Source organism: Acidimicrobiales bacterium, from assembly GCA_040219515.1.
GTDB lineage: Bacteria > Actinomycetota > Acidimicrobiia > Acidimicrobiales > Aldehydirespiratoraceae > JAJRXC01.
Window position 1 is genome coordinate 88,881 of the sequence record JAVJSI010000016.1, and the last position, 16,196, is coordinate 105,076.

17 protein-coding genes are annotated in these 16,196 nt (G+C 69.0%); 13 read left to right on the forward strand and 4 right to left on the reverse strand.

Annotated features, from left to right (window positions below):
* Positions 1 to 62 precede the first annotated feature (62 nt).
* The 3 genes from RIB98_16390 (at position 63) to RIB98_16400 (ending at position 3,813) form a co-directional block, all read left to right on the forward strand.
* Positions 63 to 1,262, forward strand: a complete 1,200-nt coding sequence (locus RIB98_16390) for an MFS transporter (GenBank protein ID MEQ8842562.1) — start codon at positions 63 to 65, stop codon at positions 1,260 to 1,262.
* Positions 1,259 to 3,493 carry a hypothetical protein gene (locus tag RIB98_16395; protein MEQ8842563.1) on the forward strand — a complete coding sequence of 745 codons (2,235 nt, stop codon included), beginning with the start codon at positions 1,259 to 1,261 and terminating at the stop codon, positions 3,491 to 3,493. Before RIB98_16390 ends, RIB98_16395 begins: the two co-directional genes overlap by 4 nt.
* Before the next feature lie 116 nt (positions 3,494 to 3,609).
* Positions 3,610 to 3,813 (forward strand): cold-shock protein, encoded by a 204-nt coding sequence (locus RIB98_16400; GenBank protein MEQ8842564.1) that lies wholly within the window; start codon positions 3,610 to 3,612, stop codon positions 3,811 to 3,813.
* A gap of 77 nt (positions 3,814 to 3,890) precedes the next feature.
* Here RIB98_16400 and RIB98_16405 read toward each other — a convergent pair whose 3' ends face one another.
* Positions 3,891 to 5,042 carry an FAD-dependent oxidoreductase gene (locus RIB98_16405; protein MEQ8842565.1) on the reverse strand — a complete coding sequence of 384 codons (1,152 nt, stop codon included), beginning with the start codon at positions 5,040 to 5,042 and terminating at the stop codon, positions 3,891 to 3,893.
* A gap of 69 nt (positions 5,043 to 5,111) precedes the next feature.
* On the opposite strand from RIB98_16405, the gene RIB98_16410 reads away from it, so the two are divergent.
* Entirely contained in the window at positions 5,112 to 5,690 is a 579-nt protein-coding gene (locus RIB98_16410) for an HD domain-containing protein (protein MEQ8842566.1), read from the forward strand.
* A 1-nt stretch (position 5,691) separates the two neighbouring features.
* Here RIB98_16410 and RIB98_16415 read toward each other — a convergent pair whose 3' ends face one another.
* Positions 5,692 to 6,459 carry a glycosyltransferase family 2 protein gene (locus RIB98_16415; protein ID MEQ8842567.1) on the reverse strand — a complete coding sequence of 256 codons (768 nt, stop codon included), beginning with the start codon at positions 6,457 to 6,459 and terminating at the stop codon, positions 5,692 to 5,694.
* Between the two features lie 35 nt (positions 6,460 to 6,494).
* Complete coding sequence (gene selD, locus RIB98_16420) at positions 6,495 to 7,532, reverse strand: selenide, water dikinase SelD (GenBank protein MEQ8842568.1); 1,038 nt, start codon at positions 7,530 to 7,532, stop codon at positions 6,495 to 6,497.
* A gap of 63 nt (positions 7,533 to 7,595) precedes the next feature.
* Here selD and RIB98_16425 point away from each other — a divergent pair, with 63 nt between their 5' ends.
* The 9 genes from RIB98_16425 to RIB98_16465 all read left to right on the forward strand — a co-directional run bounded on the left by RIB98_16425 (position 7,596) and on the right by RIB98_16465 (position 14,973).
* Positions 7,596 to 8,666, forward strand: a complete 1,071-nt coding sequence (locus RIB98_16425) for a nitronate monooxygenase (GenBank protein ID MEQ8842569.1) — start codon at positions 7,596 to 7,598, stop codon at positions 8,664 to 8,666.
* Positions 8,667 to 8,869: 203 nt separating this feature from the next.
* Positions 8,870 to 9,793 carry an ABC transporter substrate-binding protein gene (locus RIB98_16430; protein ID MEQ8842570.1) on the forward strand — a complete coding sequence of 308 codons (924 nt, stop codon included), beginning with the start codon at positions 8,870 to 8,872 and terminating at the stop codon, positions 9,791 to 9,793.
* Between the two features lie 2 nt (positions 9,794 to 9,795).
* A complete protein-coding gene (locus RIB98_16435; GenBank protein ID MEQ8842571.1) occupies positions 9,796 to 10,866 on the forward strand; it encodes an iron ABC transporter permease in 1,071 nt (356 codons plus the stop codon).
* On the forward strand, positions 10,863 to 11,639 hold the full coding sequence (locus tag RIB98_16440) for an ABC transporter ATP-binding protein (protein MEQ8842572.1): 777 nt from the start codon (positions 10,863 to 10,865) through the stop codon (positions 11,637 to 11,639). Before RIB98_16435 ends, RIB98_16440 begins: the two co-directional genes overlap by 4 nt.
* A 9-nt stretch (positions 11,640 to 11,648) precedes the next feature.
* Positions 11,649 to 12,224, forward strand: a complete 576-nt coding sequence (gene cobO, locus RIB98_16445) for a cob(I)yrinic acid a,c-diamide adenosyltransferase (protein ID MEQ8842573.1) — start codon at positions 11,649 to 11,651, stop codon at positions 12,222 to 12,224.
* Positions 12,224 to 12,757: a bifunctional adenosylcobinamide kinase/adenosylcobinamide-phosphate guanylyltransferase gene (gene cobU / locus RIB98_16450; GenBank protein ID MEQ8842574.1), complete on the forward strand. Its 534-nt coding sequence runs from the start codon at positions 12,224 to 12,226 to the stop codon at positions 12,755 to 12,757. Before cobO ends, cobU begins: the two co-directional genes overlap by 1 nt.
* Complete coding sequence (gene cobT, locus RIB98_16455; protein MEQ8842575.1) at positions 12,750 to 13,736, forward strand: nicotinate-nucleotide--dimethylbenzimidazole phosphoribosyltransferase; 987 nt, start codon at positions 12,750 to 12,752, stop codon at positions 13,734 to 13,736. The genes cobU and cobT overlap by 8 nt, the downstream gene beginning before the upstream one ends.
* Positions 13,721 to 14,479: an adenosylcobinamide-GDP ribazoletransferase gene (gene cobS / locus RIB98_16460; protein ID MEQ8842576.1), complete on the forward strand. Its 759-nt coding sequence runs from the start codon at positions 13,721 to 13,723 to the stop codon at positions 14,477 to 14,479. The genes cobT and cobS overlap by 16 nt, the downstream gene beginning before the upstream one ends.
* A complete protein-coding gene (locus RIB98_16465) occupies positions 14,470 to 14,973 on the forward strand; it encodes a histidine phosphatase family protein (protein MEQ8842577.1) in 504 nt (167 codons plus the stop codon). The genes cobS and RIB98_16465 overlap by 10 nt, the downstream gene beginning before the upstream one ends.
* On the opposite strand, the gene dusB is transcribed toward RIB98_16465, so the two are convergent.
* Positions 14,960 to 16,150: a tRNA dihydrouridine synthase DusB gene (dusB, locus tag RIB98_16470; protein MEQ8842578.1), complete on the reverse strand. Its 1,191-nt coding sequence runs from the start codon at positions 16,148 to 16,150 to the stop codon at positions 14,960 to 14,962. The genes RIB98_16465 and dusB overlap by 14 nt on opposite strands.
* Positions 16,151 to 16,196 lie beyond the last annotated feature (46 nt).

The following is a 16,196-nucleotide window of genomic DNA, read 5'->3' on the forward strand; positions in this document are numbered from 1 at the left end:
TCGCCGGCATCGGCCCGGTGGAGGAATCGGGCTGCGTCGCGTCACTCCGCTACCGTCCGCCCGTGTCCGACTCCACCTCGAGCGGGGCGATCCCGCTCCGGCGCGACCCCAACATTCCGTACTACGTCGTCACCGCGGTGCTCACGATGGGCTACGGATCGGTGTTCACCCTGCTGGCCGAGTTCCGCAACGAGTTCGGGTTCAGTGAGAGTCAGCTGGGGCTCATCGCATCGGCCGGCTTCTTCGCCGGCTTCGTCGCCCAGGTGGGCCTCGCCCCGCTTGCCGACCGGGGTCGCACGGCGCAGATGATCCGCGGTGGGGTCCTGCTCGCCGCCGTGGGGATGCTCGGTATGGTCGTCGCCGATCAGCTGTGGATGTTCGTCGGGTCACGAGTGGTGTTCGGGCTCAGCACCGGTGCCGTCGCTCCGGCCATGCGCCGGCTCCTCATCACCCGCGACCCGGACGCTGTGGGCACGACGCTGGGCCGGCTCACTGCGTTTGACATCAGCGGGTTCGTCCTCGGCCCCGTCCTGGCCGCGGTGATGGTGGAGCTGGGCGGCATCAGACTCCCGTTCATCGTTCTCATGGCTGCGAACCTGCTCCTGTTCGGATGGGTCGGCCGCCTCGACCTGCGCACGCCGCCCGGTGACGGTGTCCGGCGCCCGACTCTGCCGCTGCTGCGAATCCCCCGGATCCAGTCGGCGCTGTTCGCCGGCGTCGCGTTCTATCTGACCATCGCCTACTTCGAGGCGACCTGGGCGCTCCTCCTCGACGACAATGGGGCCGAGACGTGGTTCATCGGGCTGTCGTTGAGCCTGTTCACGATCCCGATGATCCTCATCGCGCCGACCGGCGGCCGCATGGCGCAGGCGCGCGGCCACGCGGCGGTGGTCGGCTGGTCGATCTCCGTCGCGGCGGTCTGCACACTTCTCTACGGCTGGGTCGACGGCCTCTGGATCCTGCTGCTCGTGTCGGTGGTGCACGCCATCGCGGATGCATTCACGATGCCGGCCAACCAGGTGGCGATCGCGACGGCGACACCGCGCGAACAGCTCGCGGCAGGACAGGGGCTCTTCAGCGCGATCGGCGTGCTCGTGTCGGGCGTGGTCGCCTATGGTGCCGGTGCGCTCTACGAGGCCGAGGGCCCGAAGTTGCTGTTCACCTCGGCGTCGATGGCAATGATCGTGTTCCTGGGGCTGTCCTTGTGGCGGCACCGCTCGGCGCCGGTCGCCGAGAGAACGATGCAGGAGGAGAGACTGTGATCGATCGTCGAGGGTTTCTGGTCGGAGCATCGTCGCTCGCCGCATTGACGGCGTGCAGTGGCGGAGGTGGTTCGGGCGATGGCGCGCCGTCGACGACCACCACTGGGACGAGCACGACGTCGACGGTCGCCCCGACGACGACCGGAGCCGCACCGGCCGCCGGCGGCCTGGCCGCGCCCGGCAGCGCCGGACTCGTCGACGAGAGCTACTTCCAGACGCAGATCGACAGCTATCTCACCTACGCGACGGCGTCGCCTCGGCCTGCTTCCGCGTCGGGCGTGGCGGTTCAGCTGGCGGCCGCCCGCCGGGACCCCTCATTCACGTGGGACATCGGCGCGGTCAGCGTCGAGGGCTTCGCCGATCGCTGGACCCAACTCGACGAGTGGCGTGACACTCGCGACTTCCAGTTCATGTATTTCAACTGGCTGCTCGCGCACGGCCAGGGAACTACCGAGATGACCCGCATCGACCCGGCGGTCATCGAGGCGATCACCCAGCGGGTGCTGGCCAACCGCTACCGCTACGACGATCCGCTACCCGCCGACCGCGTCGACCATCTGTGGTACTGGTCGGAGAACCATCGCATCATCACGCTGTCCAACGAGCTGTTGGCCGGCCAGTTCTTCCCCGACGAGGTGTTCGAGGTCACCGGGATGACAGGCGGCGAGCACTGGGCCCGGGCCCGCCCCGAGATCCTCGACTGGATCCACGAACGAGCCGAATTCGGCTTCTTCGAATGGCACTCCAACGTGTACATGGCCAAGAACGTCACGCCGCTCCTCTCGTTGTGCGAACTCAGCGACGACGACGAGATCGTGAACGCCGCCGCGATGGGACTCGACCTCTGCCTCGTCGACATGGCGGCGCACTATCACCGGGGCGCCTACGTGGCGCCGCACGGGCGTACCTACAAGAAGGACAAGATGACCGCCCGCGACGAGGACACCTTCGACCTGGCGAAACTCCTCTTCGACCGCACGCCGGGCGACCACAGCTCCGTCGACAGCACGACGGCGACGTTCTTCTGTCTCGCCGAGAAGTACCGGCCACCGGCCGCGGTGATCGCGATCGCCCAGTCCGACGAAGTGTCGATCACCCGCGAGCGCCACGGCATCCATGTCAACAGTCGGGAGCCGATCAGCGATTCGCCCGAGGCGCCGTTCGGCTACGACTTCAAGGACCCGGCAAACATGGCGTTCTGGTGGTCGGCCGGGCTGATCGGGGTCTGGCAGATGGCCGAGGTGAGCACTGCCGAAGCCAATGAACACCGTCTGTGGGAGGGTGATGTCTTCACCCAGATCAAGCAGCTCAGCGACGTGCAGGGCGGCGACGTCGAGAAGATCGAACAGTGGCTGCTCGACAACTACATGATCCTCAACCTCGGCGGGCTCGACGAGGCGAACACCTATGCGTGGCGCAGCCCCCAGGTCAGCCTCGCGTCGGTACTCGATCACCGGAAGGGCCAGATGCGCGATCAGGTGCAGATCTGGCAGGCGACCATCGATCCCGACGCCCGGGTCTTCACCAACCATCCGATGACCGGCCTGCCCGAGTCGACCGACTGGAGCGACGACGGCGGCGACCCGGGCTACTGGACCGGCGAGGCCTCGATGCCCCGTACCGCCCAGTTCGAGCGGACCGCCATCCACATCTACTCACCGCTCTGGGACGAGACGACCGACGAGATCCTCGATCTCGTCTTTCGCTACCGCGACTACACCCACGCCTACTTTCCCCAGGACCACTTCGACGAGGTACGTCAGGTCGGCAACTGGACGCTGGGGGCGAGGAACGGGGGCTACGTGGCGCTCTGGTCGCAGCGCCCGGCGACGTGGCGAACCTACGACCCGGCGGTGCACGCGACGAACGGCATGAGCAAACCCTTCGACCTCGTGGCCGAGGGCGGACCGGACAACGTCTGGATCGTGGAGGTCGGTACGGAAGACGACGGGACGTTCGACGAATTCGTCACCGGCGTCACGGCCGACGAGCCGGTGGTGACCGGGACGGGCGAGGTGGACGTCAGGTGGGTGTCGCCGAGCGCGGGGGAGATGAGCTTCGGCTGGTCTGCGCCGTTCGTGGTGGCCGGCATCGACACGCCGATCGCCGACTTTCCACGGCACGACTCGCCCTGGGGAATCGTCGAGCGACTCGAGACTCGGCACCGGTTGGCGGCCGGTGATGCAACGCTCGACCTCGATTTCGATGCGATGACCCGAGCGCTCGGCTGACGCCGAAATGGCGGGGACATGAGGAAACGTGGGGGACGCGCCGAAACGTGGCAGACTGGATGAACCGTCATCGGTGAACGAGGCGAATTGCGCCTCGTTTTTCAAGAAAGTATGTGATTCCAGTGCAAGGCAAAGTGAAGTTCTTCAACGCTGAAAAGGGATTCGGATTCATCGAGCGCGAAGGCGCCTCCGACGTGTTCGTCCACTTCTCCAACATCGTCGGTGACGGCTACAAGTCCCTCGACGAAGGCCAGACCGTCGAATTCGACGTCGCTCCGGGACGCAAGGGCGAAGAAGCCCAGAACGTCCGGGTCGTCTGATCCAGTACGAATACCGACCAGCGCCGCCGGCCTTCGGGTCGGCGGCGTTCGTCGTTTTGGCGTCGTTGCCGATCGGCTCAGTGTTCGGCGATGAGTGGCCCCGCGAGGGTCGGCCGGTCGGGGGCGAGGTCAGCGGGCGTAAGCCCCGCGGCGCTGAGGTCGGTGGGGAGCTCGCCGTCGACGACGAGGGCAGCCGCGGCCCGGGCCAGGGCGGGCGCCATCTGGATCCCGTAGCCGCCCTGGCCGACGCACCAGTGGAATCCCGCTGCGTCGGGCGCCTCGCCCACGACGGGCGACCGATCCGCCGCGAAGGTCCGGAGCCCGGCCCAGGTCGACGTCACGTGGTGGACATCGAGCGTGAGCCAGTGGTTCAGTGCGTCGAGGCCGAGCGCGATGTCGATCTCGTCGGGACGGGCGTCGCAGGGTGCCGACGGCGTCTCGTCGGCGGGGGAGACCAGGAGGCCGCCGGGCTCCGGTTTGCAATACCCCGCCATGACACCGTCGTCGTTCTCGAAGGCGACGAGTGGCCAGCCGGCCGTATCGACCTCGGCCGGCAGGCCGACGATGCCCACCGAGCGACGCAGCGGGTGCAGCCCGACCGGCGACACACCGGCGCGGCGGGCAACCTCGTCGCCCCAGGCTCCGGCGGCGTTGACCACGGTCGGGGTGTCGATGACCTCGCCGTCGGCCAACTCGACCGACCAGGCCTGGTGGCGCGAGAGCGACACTGCCGGACTCGAGGTGCGGACGATCCCGGCCCGTGACCGCAGCGTCGCGACGTACGACTGATGGATCGCGGCGACATCGAGCTCCATCGCGCCCGGCTCCAGCACGCCACACGTGACATGTTCGGCCAGCGCAGGGACGAGGCGTCGGGCCTCGGCGCCGTCGACGAAGCGAGTGTCGGACGCCACGGTGAGCGCAACCGCGGCGTCGGCCGAGAGTTGGGCCTCGTGCGCCTCGCTGCCGACGCGAAGACACGCCCGTGGGGCCCACAACGGCACCTGCGGGTGACTGGCGAAATAGGTCGCCGAGGCGGCCGTGAGCCGACGGACGACCTCGTTGCCGTAGTTCGCGAGGTACTGGGCCGCCGATCGACCCGTCGTGTGGAACGCCATGGTGGGCTCCATCTCGACGACGGTGACCCGCAACCCCCGGTTCGCCAGCTCCGCAGCGACCGACACGCCGGCGAGCCCGGCGCCGATGACGACACAGTCGGCGGTGCTCATTCGCAGGAGGCTACGTGACCCGGACGGTGGAAGATCGCTACGGTGGTGTCACCGGACGAGAGGAAACCCATGACCGTCACCGATCCCATCGAAGTCGACGCCAACCCGGACTCGTTCCGGCGCATGGACGAGTCCACCGCCGAGCAGTGGGCCGTCATCGGTGAGCGGACCTCGGCCAACCAGGGTCGGGTGGCCGACCGCATGATGATCCTGCTCGAGTCGTTGGCCCACATCAGTGACGGCTTCATCACCGATCAGCTCACGCATTGTCTCCAGACGGCGACGATGGCCGAACGGGCCGGCGCCGACGACGAGATGATCTTCGGAGCGTTGTGCCACGACATCGGCAAGGCGATCTCGGTGCCGAACCACGGCGCCATCTCCGCCGAGATGATCAAGCCCTACGTGCGCAACGACGTCTACGAGGCGATCAAGAACCACCAGGACTTCCAGGGCCGCCACTACTACCAGCACTTCGGCGTGCCCACGAACCTGCGGGATCGCTTTGCGGACGAGTCATGGTTCGCATTGTGCGAGCAGTTCACCGACGACTGGGACCAGCAGGCGTTCGATCCCGACTACGACACGCTGCCGCTCGAGCACTTCGAGCCGCTCATCCGCCGGCTGACGGCGGAAGCGAAGTTCTGAATCAGGCGCGAAGGCGCAGCCGCCACTTGACGAGCGTGCCCACGGCCTGGAGGCCGTCGCGCCAGCCGATCTTCTTGCCGTCGTCGTGGGTGCGAGCCTCGTAGTCGATCGGCACCTCGTGAATGGTCACACGGCGGCGCAGCAGCCGGGCGGTGATCTCGGGCTCGATGTCGAAACGGTCGGCTTCGAGCCGCATGTCGTCGAGGAGATCCAGCCGGATCATCTTGTAGCAGGTCTCCATGTCCGTGATGCCGGCCCCGAACAGCACGCGGGTCATCGCCGTGAGGCCCTTGTTGGCCCAGCGATTGCGACGGCGCATGCCGGTGGTCTCGCCGAGGAAACGGCTGCCGTAGACGACATCGGCGGTGCCGTCGATGATCGGGCGGAGCAGCTGCTCCCACTGCGTCGGGTCGTACTCGAGGTCGGCGTCCTGGATGACGACGACGTCACCGACCGCAGCGTTGAGACCGGTGCGAATGGCGGCGCCCTTTCCGCGATTCTGCGGGTGCTTGGCCACGCGCAGCCGGGGATCCGGGATGGAATCGAGGATGTCGAGCGATGCGTCGCTCGACCCGTCGTCCACTGCGATCAGGTCGATGTCGACACCCAACTCGAGGTCGAGGACCCGGTGGATGACGTCGGCCAGAGTCGACTCCTCGTTGAACACCGGCATGATCACCGACAGGGTGGGACGGGTGATCCCGCCGTGGGTGTCGGTGGGGCCGTCTGTCGCGGCGGGCGCGGCAGGCGAGAGCGTGTGGGAAGCCATGCTCCCATATCGGCTGATTTCGGTGCTTCTTGACGTCAGCGGCGACGGATCTCGATGGTGCCGGCGCCGGCGCTCGTCGACCCGATGGCGGCGGCGCGGTGACCCGACGACTCGAGCGCGAGCAGCACGTCAGCGGCCACCGCCGGATCGACGCCGAACAGCAGCCCCCCGGAGGTCTGTGCATCGGCGAGCACGGTGACATCGAGGTCGGTGACCCCGTCGCCGATCTGCAGCCGATCCTCGATCCAGGCGAGGTTTCGGCCGGTGCCGCCAGGCACCACGCCGGCGGCGGCGAGCTCTGCCGAGCCGTCGATGACGGGCACGGCGTCGACGTCGACCCGGAGGTCGACTCCCGACTCCTCGGCCATGCGTCCGCCGTGCCCGAGCAGGCCGAATCCGGTGACATCGGTGGCGCCGGTGGCCCCTGCCTCGACCGCGATTGCCGCGGCGGCAGCATTGGTGCGGATCATGCTGGCCACGGCCGTGGCGACGATGTCGGGGGCGGCCGCACCGCGCTTGAGCCCGGTGGTGATGATGCCGATGCCGAGTGGCTTCGTGAGGATCAGTGTCTGGTGGGGCCGTAGGCCTGCGTTGGTCAGCATCCGGTCGGGGTGGACCTCGCCGATGACCGCCATGCCGTACTTGGGTTCGGGGTCGTCGACGGTGTGGCCGCCGGCGACGACGAAGCCGCTCTCGGCCGCGATGTCGTGCCCGCCCTGGAGAACGTCGCCGAGCAGTTCGGTCGAGAGCTCCTCGGTGTTCCAGCACACCAGGTTCAGCGCGAGGAGCGGTCGCCCTCCCATCGCGTAGACGTCGCTGACCGCGTTGGCGGCCGCGACGCGGCCCCAGTCCCGCGCGTCGTCGACCACCGGTGTGATGAAGTCGGCGGTGACCACGAGGGCGCGATCGTCGGCGAGGCGCCACACGGCGGCGTCGTCGCCGGTGAGGGCGCCCACGAGAAGATCGGGGCTGTCGGTCGGGGAGAGGCGGCGCACGACCTGCGCCAGTTCGCCAGGGGCGAGCTTGCAGCCTCAACCAGCGCCGTGACTGAACTCGGTGAGTCGACGAGTCATCGTGAGGAACCCCCTCTCCCGCTCGGTGTCCGACCCTCGCACCCTACGTCGTAGGGTGACCGGATGAGCGCGCCAGCCACCGTCGATTCCCGTCTCCAGACCCGAGTGACCGAACTCTTCGGCGTCGACTATCCGATAGTGCAGACCGGCATGGGCTGGGTGGCCGGAGCGTCGTTGGTCACCGGCACTGCCGATGCCGGAGGGCTCGGAATCCTGGCCGCGGCCACGATGACCTACGAGGAGATGGTGGCGGCGATCGCCGCGGTGAAGTCGCGCACCGACAAGCCGTTCGGCGTCAACATGCGCACCGACGCGGCCGACGTCGAGCAGCGGGTCGATCACCTCATCGCCCAGAAGGTGAAGGTCGCCTCGTTCGCCCAGGCCCCGCGACCCGACATGGTGAAGAAGCTGAAGGACAACGGTGTGGTCGTGGTGCCGACCGTGGGTGCTCGCCGCCACGCCGAGAAGGTGGCCGAGTGGGGCGTCGACGCCGTCCTCTGCCAGGGTGCCGAGGGCGGTGGCCACACCGGCACCGTGCCGACCTCACTGCTGCTGCCCGAAGTGCTCGACGCGGTCGACATCCCGGTCATCGCGGCCGGTGGTTTCCACGACGGTCGCGGTCTTGCCGCCGCGCTCGCATGGGGTGCCGACGGCATCGCGATGGGCACGCGCTTCCTGCTCACCGCCGACAGCAAGGTGCCCGACGAGGTCAAGGCCGTCTACCTCGACACACCGGTGACCGGCACGGTGGTGTCGACCGCGATCGACGGCGCGCCACAGCGGGTCATCCGGACCGAGGTGATCGAGAACCTCGAGCGCACCGGCCTGCTCAACCTGCCCCGGGCCGGTGTGAACGCCCTCAAGTTCCGAAAGCTCACCGACACGTCGATCGGCGACCTGCTGAAGGAGGGCATCAGCATGAAGCGGAATCAGGATCTCACCTGGGCCCAGGTCGCCATGGCCGCCAACGCCGCCATGCTCACGCGGGCGACGCTGGTCGAAGGGAAGCTCGAGGTGGGAATCCTGCCCACCGGCCAGTGTGTGGGCGTGGTCGACGACCTCCCCACCTGTGCCGAGCTGATCGAGCGCATCGCCGCCGAGGCAATCGCCCGTTTCGACACCGTTTGCCCCTAGTATTCCTCCGTTCCGAGGAGCGAAGTCCGGTGTGATTCCGGCGCTGTCCCGCAACGGTGATGCCTGTCCGCTTCGGCGGAGGGGATGAGCCCGGTCGCCTCCGACGAGCCACACGAAACGACCCTCGAGGAAGGGACGCTCGTGCGATGCGGACTCGCTCCTTGTCGCTCGTGCAATTGACCTCGAGCCACAAGGAGGAACCCATGAAACGCAGTCCACTCACGATCCTGCTCGCCCTGCTCGCCGTGCTGGCGATGCTCGCCGCCGCGTGCGGTGATGACGACGACACCAGCGTCGCCGACGACGAGGTCGCCGACGACGCCGAGGACGGTGCCGGCGCGGAGGACGGTGCCGGAAACGTCGAGCGCATCGTGTCGCTGTCACCGACCGCGACGGAGATCCTGTTCGCCATCGGCGCGGGTGACCAGGTCGTGGCGGTCGATCAGTTCTCCAACCATCCCGCCGATGCCCCGATGACCGATCTCGACGGCTTCTCGGTGAACGTCGAAGCGGTCGCCGAATACGATCCGCAGATCGTCACCATGCAGGCGAGCGCGGCCACCGCCGAGCTCGAGGCCCTCGGCATCACCGTGATCGCCCGGGATGCACCGACCGACTTCGACGGCATCTACAGCCAGATCGAGGAACTCGGCGCCGCCACCGGCCACATGGCCGAGGCAGCCGAGCTCGTCCTGCAGATCCAGACCGACATCGATGCACTCGTGGCGACTGCACCCGACGCAGAGGGCTTGACCTACTACCACGAGCTCGGCACCGACTACTACAGCGTGAACCGCGATTCGTTCGTGGCCGAGGTCTATGCCCTCTTCGGACTGCAGAGCATCGGCGACGAAGCCGACGGCGAGGCGTTCAACGGCTACCTGCCGCTCTCCGAGGAATTCATTCTGGGCGCTGATCCGGACATGATCTTCCTCGCCGACACGATCTACGCCGGCCAGACCGCCGAGACGGTTGCCGCGCGACCGGGCTGGGCCGATCTCACGGCGGTCCAGCAGAACGCCGTCGTCGAACTCGATGACGACATCGCATCACGTTGGGGACCGCGGGTCGTCGAGTTCGCCGAGGCCATCGCCGGCGTGCTGGCCGCAGTGGCGGCACCAGCCTGAGTATGGGTTCGCCGCGACCCGCCGAGGTCCGCGCCGCGGCGCCACAGGGCGCCCGGCTCGGCTTCGGCGCGGTCTCCGCGGGCGTCCTGGCGATCCTCGTGGCGAGTTTCGCCGGCCTCACGATGGGCCCGGTCGACCTCTCGATCAGCGAGGTTTTTCGCGAACTGGCCGACGGCCTTCCGGGTGTCGATCTCGACTCCGGGCTGTCGAGCACCCATCAGGCGATCGTCACGCAGATCCGGTTTCCCCGCGTCGTCCTGGGTCTCATGGTCGGCGCGACGCTGTCGCTGAGCGGGGCCGCCTATCAGGGAGCGTTCCGCAACCCGCTGGCCGATCCCTATCTGCTCGGCATCGCGGCCGGGGCCGGCCTCGGCGCGACGATCGCGATCACCGAGGGCCTCGGCGATGGTTCGGGGGTCCTGGACGCCGTCCCGCTCGCGGCCTTCGTCGGGGGTCTCGCGGCGGTGTGGATCTCGTATGTGGCGGGCCACATCGGCGGACGTTCGACGGTGACGCTGATCCTGGCCGGCGTTGCCGTCGCCAGCTTCCTGACCGCCTGTCAGACCTACGTGCTGCAGGCCAACAGCGACGTGATCCGCGAGGTCTACACGTGGATTCTCGGACGGATCGCCACGTCGGGATGGAACGAACCGGCCCTGCTCGCGCCCTACTTCGTCCTCACGACGGTGGTCGTTCTCCGCTACCGGCGCGCCCTCGACGTGCTGGCCGTGGGCGACGAGGAAGCCGCATCGTTGGGGGTCAACCCGCGACGTGTACGGCTGATCGTGGTGCTCGCGGCGTCGTTGGGCGCCGCCGCGGCCGTGGCGGTGTCGGGGCTCATCGGGTTCGTCGGCATCATCGTACCCCACACGGTGCGGCTGCTCTTCGGTGCCAGCAACCGCGTGGTTCTGCCGCTCTCGGTGCTGTTCGGCGCCGCCTTCATGGTGGCCGCCGATCTGCTGGCCCGGATCGTGCTCGAACCGGCCGAGTTGCCGATCGGGGTGGTCACCGCCTTCATCGGCGCGCCGTTCTTCGCTCTGGTGCTGCGCGCGAGTCGGCGGGAGGTCTGGTGAACGGCACCCTGACCATCCGCGACCTGTCGGTGGAACTCGGCGGCACGCCCGTGCTGTCCGGCGTGGACCTCGCGCTCTCCGAGGGGTGCTGGGTCAACGTGATCGGTCCCAACGGCGCCGGGAAGACGACCCTGTTGCGCGCCATCCTGGGGGCCGTGTCCTTCAGTGGCGAGATCGCGGTCGGCGACGTACCGGCTCGCGACGCGATGGCCAGAGCTCGGGCAGTGGCCTACGTCCCCCAGACACCGGTGATTCCGCCGGGCGTGATGGTCATCGACTACGTGATGCTCGGCCGCACGCCGCACCGCGGCGTTTTCGCCGCCGACTCACTGCGTGACAGAGAGGTCGCCGGAGCGGTGATCGAGCGACTGGACCTCGGTGGCTTCGCCGAACGCGAGGTGAGCAGTCTGTCGGGCGGTGAGCGCCAGCGAGTGGTGCTGGCCCGGGCGCTCGCCCAGGAAGCGGCGCTCCTGCTGCTCGACGAACCGACCACCGCGCTCGATCTCGGCCACCAGCAGGACGTGCTCGACCTGGTCGAGGAGTTGCGGCGAGAGCAGGGACTGACGGTTCTCGCCACACTGCACGACCTCACCCTGGCCGCGCGCTACGGCGACGAGCTCGCCGTGCTGGCCGAGGGCCGCGTGGTGCAGAGCGGCCCTCCGGCCACCGTCCTCACGCAGGCGCTGATCGCCGCCCACTTCCACGCCAACGTCCGAATCATCGATGATGTCGACGGGCCGGTCATCGTTCCGGTCGCCGGTCGACCCACCTGAGGAGCATGCATGTCCACCACCCCCGACGAACCGCTCACTGAGGATCCTCGGCCCGACGGCCTGACCGTGGCGAAGAGTCTCGTGCTGGTCAACACCGGCGACGGCAAGGGAAAGTCCTCCGCCGCGTTCGGTGTCGCCCTTCGGGCACGGGCGCGGGGCTGGCCGGTGGCCGTCGTGCAGTTCCTGAAGTCCGAGGACTGGGTCACCGGCGAACAGATGATGGCCGATGAGCTCGGCATGGACTTCTGGTCGCTCGGCGACGGCTTCACATGGGACAGCGACGACCTCGCCAAGGACGAGGCCGAGGCCCGCGAGGCCTGGCGTCAGGGCAAGGCGATCGTCGAGGCGGGTGAGCATCGCCTGGTGGTGTTCGACGAGATTACCTATCCCGTGAACTGGGGATGGATCGACGCCGAGGAGGTGGAGGCGACCTTCCGTGCCCGTCCGGCCAACGTGTCGCTCGTGCTGACCGGTCGCGACGCCCCCGAGTGGATGATCGAGCTGGCCGACACCGTCACCGAGATGGTGAAGACCAAGCACGCCTACGACTCGGGTATCGCCGCCAAGAAGGGCATCGACTTCTGATGCTGACCCTCCTCACCGGAGGAGCGCGAAGCGGCAAGTCGTCGGCCGCAGTCCGCCTGGCCACGGTGTCGGGTCGCGCGGTCGTCTACGTCGCCACCGCCGAGGCGGGCGACGACGAGATGGCCGATCGCATCTCCCGCCACCAGGCCGATCGACCGTCCGAGTGGACCACGATCGATGCGCCGCGAGCGCTGGCGGAGGCCGTACGGACCGTCGACACCCAAGCCGCCGTCATCGTGGACTGCCTGGCCCTGTGGGTCACGAACCTGCTGGATCTGGCCGACGAGGAGATCCACGAGCGGGCGGCGGCCCTGGCGGGTGCGCTACGCGAGCGACAGGCCGACACGATCGTGGTGACCAACGAGGTCGGTGACGGCATCGTGCCCGACAACGCCGTGGCCCGGCGGTTTCGCGACGTGCTGGGCACCGTCAACCAGCAGGTCCGGTCGGTCAGCGATCAGGCCTACCTCTGTGTGGCCGGCGGCGTGATCCCGATCACCGATCTCACCGGACCCGAGGCGGGCCGTGTCTGAGCTGGAGGCGTTGCTGACGGATCTGCCGGGGCCCGACGCTGCGTCGGCAATGGCGGTCGGAATCCGTGCGTCGCACGTGCTGCGGCCAACCGGCGTGTTCATGGAACTGGACCGGGTCGCGGCCTGGTTGGCCGGCTGGCAGGGCACGGACGCGCCCCGTGTCGCACGGCCGCACGCGATCGTCTTCGCCGCCGATCACGGTGTCGCGAGCGAGGGGGTGAGTGCCTACCCGGCATCGGTGACCGCGGTCATGGTCGATGCCCTGGCGGAGGGTGCCGCGACGGCGTCGGTGCTGGCCCGCGAGGCAGGGGCGACGCTCGAGGTGGTCGATGTCGGTGTCGGGGAGCCGACCGGCAACCTCCGGACCGAGTCGGCCATGACCCCGGCGCGGTTCGACGCAGCCATCACGGCCGGTGTCGCGGCCGTCGAACGCTGTGACGCCGACCTGCTCGTGCTCGGCGAGATGGGCATCGCCAACACCACGGCCGCCGCAGCCGTGGCGGCCGCAGTGGTCGGCGGTGATGCCGCCGACTGGGTCGGACCGGGTACCGGCGTGGCCGACGAGGTGCTGGCCGGCAAGGTCCGGGTGGTGGCCGATGCCCTGGACCGGGTCGGTCCGGTCGGACCGATCGAGGCACTGCGCGAGCTCGGCGGCGCGGAGCTGGCGGCGATCGCAGGCGCCACGATGGCGGCGCGTCACCGCCGTCTTCCGATCCTGCTCGACGGTTTCATCGTCGCCGCGGCGGTCGCGCCACTCGCGGCGGCCGAGCCGGGTGCGCTGCGGCACTGCATCGCCGCGCACCGTTCATCCGAGCCGGGTCACCGCCGTCTGCTCGAGTACCTGGGGATGTCGCCACTGCTGGACCTCGGCCTTCGACTGGGCGAGGGGAGTGGCGCGCTGGCGGCCGTGCCGTTGGTGCGCATGGCGGCCGCCGCAGTGGTCGATGTGGCGACCTTCGAGGAGTGGGGCGTGACGTGACGTCGGCTCGCATCGCGTGGTCGTTCCTGACCCGCCTGCCGGGTGGCGCCCATCCGGGCCCGAGCGACTCCATGGCGTCGGCGGTCCCGTGGTTCCCGGTCGTCGGACTGGTCCTCGGCGCCGGTCTGGGCGCCGTCTACCTCGGCCTCTTCGAGATCACCTCGCCGACGGTCGCCGCGCTGGCCACCATCGGTCTCGGCGCGCTCGCAACCGGCGCGTTTCACGAGGACGGGCTGGCCGACACGTTCGACGCGTTCGGCGGCTACGAGCCCGAGCAGCGTCTCGAGATCATGCGCGACTCGAGGATCGGCACCTTCGGCACGCTGGCGCTCGTGGTGGCGACCGGGCTGAAGGTCGCCGGACTCGCGAGCCTCGACGGCGCCGACGGACTTGTCGCACTGGTCGTCGCCCACAGCGCGGCGCGCGCCACGGCGTTGCTCGTGATGCGGGCCGGTCCGGACGCGCGGACCGAAGGACTCGCAGCCAGCGCCACCGACCTTCCTCGCACGGCGGTGGCCGGCGTGGTGGCCGTCACGGCGCTGGCCGGGGTCGGCCTCGGACCGGTGACCGCAATTGCGGTCGCCGCCCTGCTCGGCGTCGCCGTCGGTGCCGTGCGGGTCGCGCGGCGTCGATTCGGCGGGACGACCGGCGATGTCCTGGGGGCGGTCGAGCAGGTGAGCGAGATCGTCGTGCTACTCGTGTGCGCGGAGCTGGTGGGCGAACTGGGCTGGCTGTGGGGCTGACGCTGCGGCTGCTGCGCCACGGCACGACGGAGTGGACCGAGGCCGGCCGATACTGCGGCCATGCCGACCCCGGTTTGAACGAGACGGGGCGGCTTGCCCTGCGTTCGGTCTGGCTGCCGGAGTCGGTCTACCGATCCGTGGTGTGCTCCGACCTCCGACGCTGTCGTGAGACCGCGGCGGCGCTGGGCCTCGCGCCGACGCTCACAGCGGCCCTGCGCGAGTTCGACTTCGGGGCGATCGAAGGTGCGACCTGGGAGGAACTCGACGACGATGTCAGGACGGCACTGCTCGATCACGACTCGTTCGTGGCCCCCGACGGCGAGTCGGTCGAGGGGTTCGGCGCCCGGATCGACACGTTCGTCGAAGGACTGGACGATGGCCGACACCTGCTCGTCACCCACGGCGGGGTGATCCAGCACCTGCTTCGCCGGGCGGGTGTGGACCGCCATGTCGGTCCGGGGGAGTGGGTCGACGTGGAGATCAGCCCCCGCTGACGAGGTCCTCGGCGCCCTTCGGGAGCGCCACCGCTCCGTCGCGATCGTCGAGCCAGCCCTCGGGCAGGTGCACGTCCTTGGGCGAGCCGTGATGGCCGCGCACCATGCGCATTCCGCCGTCGGGGAACGGGATGGTGCGATCGAGTTCGCCGATCAGCGTCCGCATCTCGTCGAGCGAGGCGACCTTGTTGAGCCGCCGGCGGATCGCGTTGCCGGTGGGAAAGCCCTTGAGGTACCAGCCGGTGTGCTTGCGGAAGTCGCGGATGCCGTGGGGCTCGCCCATCCAGTCGCACAGGAGTTCGGCATGTTCGACCATGCCGTCGAGCACCTCGCCGAGCTCGGGGCGCGGCGGCACTTCCCGCCCTTCGAACACCTCGGCGAGGTCCCGGAAGATCCAGGGCCGTCCGAGGCAACCCCGACCGACGACCACGCCGTCGGCACCGCTCTCCCGCATCATGCGGAGGGCGTCGTCGGCCTCCCAGATGTCGCCGTTGCCGAACACCGGAATGGAGGTGACGGCCTCCTTGAGCTGGGCGATCCGCCGCCAATCGGCGTTGCCGCTGTAGAGCTGGTTGGCAGTGCGCGCGTGCAGCGCCACCGAACGGCAGCCCTCGTCTTCGGCGATGCGGCCGGCGTCGAGGAACGTGATCGCATCGTCGTCGATCCCCACCCGGAACTTCACCGTCACGGGCACGTCGCCCGCGGCCGCAACGGCGGCCCGCACGATGGAGCGGTAGAGCTCGCGCTTCCACGGCAACGCGGCCCCGCCCCCGTGACGGGTGACCTTCTTCATCGGGCAACCGAAGTTCATGTCGATGTGATCGACGGGGCGGCCGTCGTGGGTGTCGCCGCTCACGAGCATGCGGGTGGCCTCGCCGATCGAGTAGGGCTCGGTGCCGTAGAGCTGGATGCTCCGGGGAGCCTCGTCCGGGGCGAACGCCGACAGCTCGAGACTCTTGCGGTGACCCTCGACGATGGCGCGGGCGGTGATCATCTGGTTGACGTAGAGGCCGGCGCCGTAGCGTCGGCACAGTGTCCGGAACGGCGCGTTGGTGACCCCGGCCATGGGTGCCAGCACGACCGGCGGCCAGACCGGAAGATCGCCGATCGCCACCGGTTCGAACTCGCCGGCCCGCGCGGGAGGTTGCGCGAGGTCGGAAGGGGCGGTGGAGGTCACGACAACAGGCTACGAAGTCCATTCCTGCGACGCGTACTGCGCCGGT

What these genes read in the sequence shown, in the direction of transcription:
- RIB98_16405 (MEQ8842565.1), bottom strand. Translation starts at nt 5,042, where the DNA reads ATGAGCACCGCCGACTGTGTCGTCATCGGCGCCGGGCTCGCCGGCGTG.
- RIB98_16430 (MEQ8842570.1), top strand. Translation starts at nt 8,870, where the DNA reads ATGAAACGCAGTCCACTCACGATCCTGCTCGCCCTGCTCGCCGTGCTG.
- cobU (MEQ8842574.1), top strand. Translation starts at nt 12,224, where the DNA reads ATGCTGACCCTCCTCACCGGAGGAGCGCGAAGCGGCAAGTCGTCGGCC.
- RIB98_16415 (MEQ8842567.1), bottom strand. Translation starts at nt 6,459, where the DNA reads ATGGCTTCCCACACGCTCTCGCCTGCCGCGCCCGCCGCGACAGACGGC.
- RIB98_16425 (MEQ8842569.1), top strand. Translation starts at nt 7,596, where the DNA reads ATGAGCGCGCCAGCCACCGTCGATTCCCGTCTCCAGACCCGAGTGACC.
- RIB98_16435 (MEQ8842571.1), top strand. Translation starts at nt 9,796, where the DNA reads ATGGGTTCGCCGCGACCCGCCGAGGTCCGCGCCGCGGCGCCACAGGGC.
- cobO (MEQ8842573.1), top strand. Translation starts at nt 11,649, where the DNA reads ATGTCCACCACCCCCGACGAACCGCTCACTGAGGATCCTCGGCCCGAC.
- RIB98_16410 (MEQ8842566.1), top strand. Translation starts at nt 5,112, where the DNA reads ATGACCGTCACCGATCCCATCGAAGTCGACGCCAACCCGGACTCGTTC.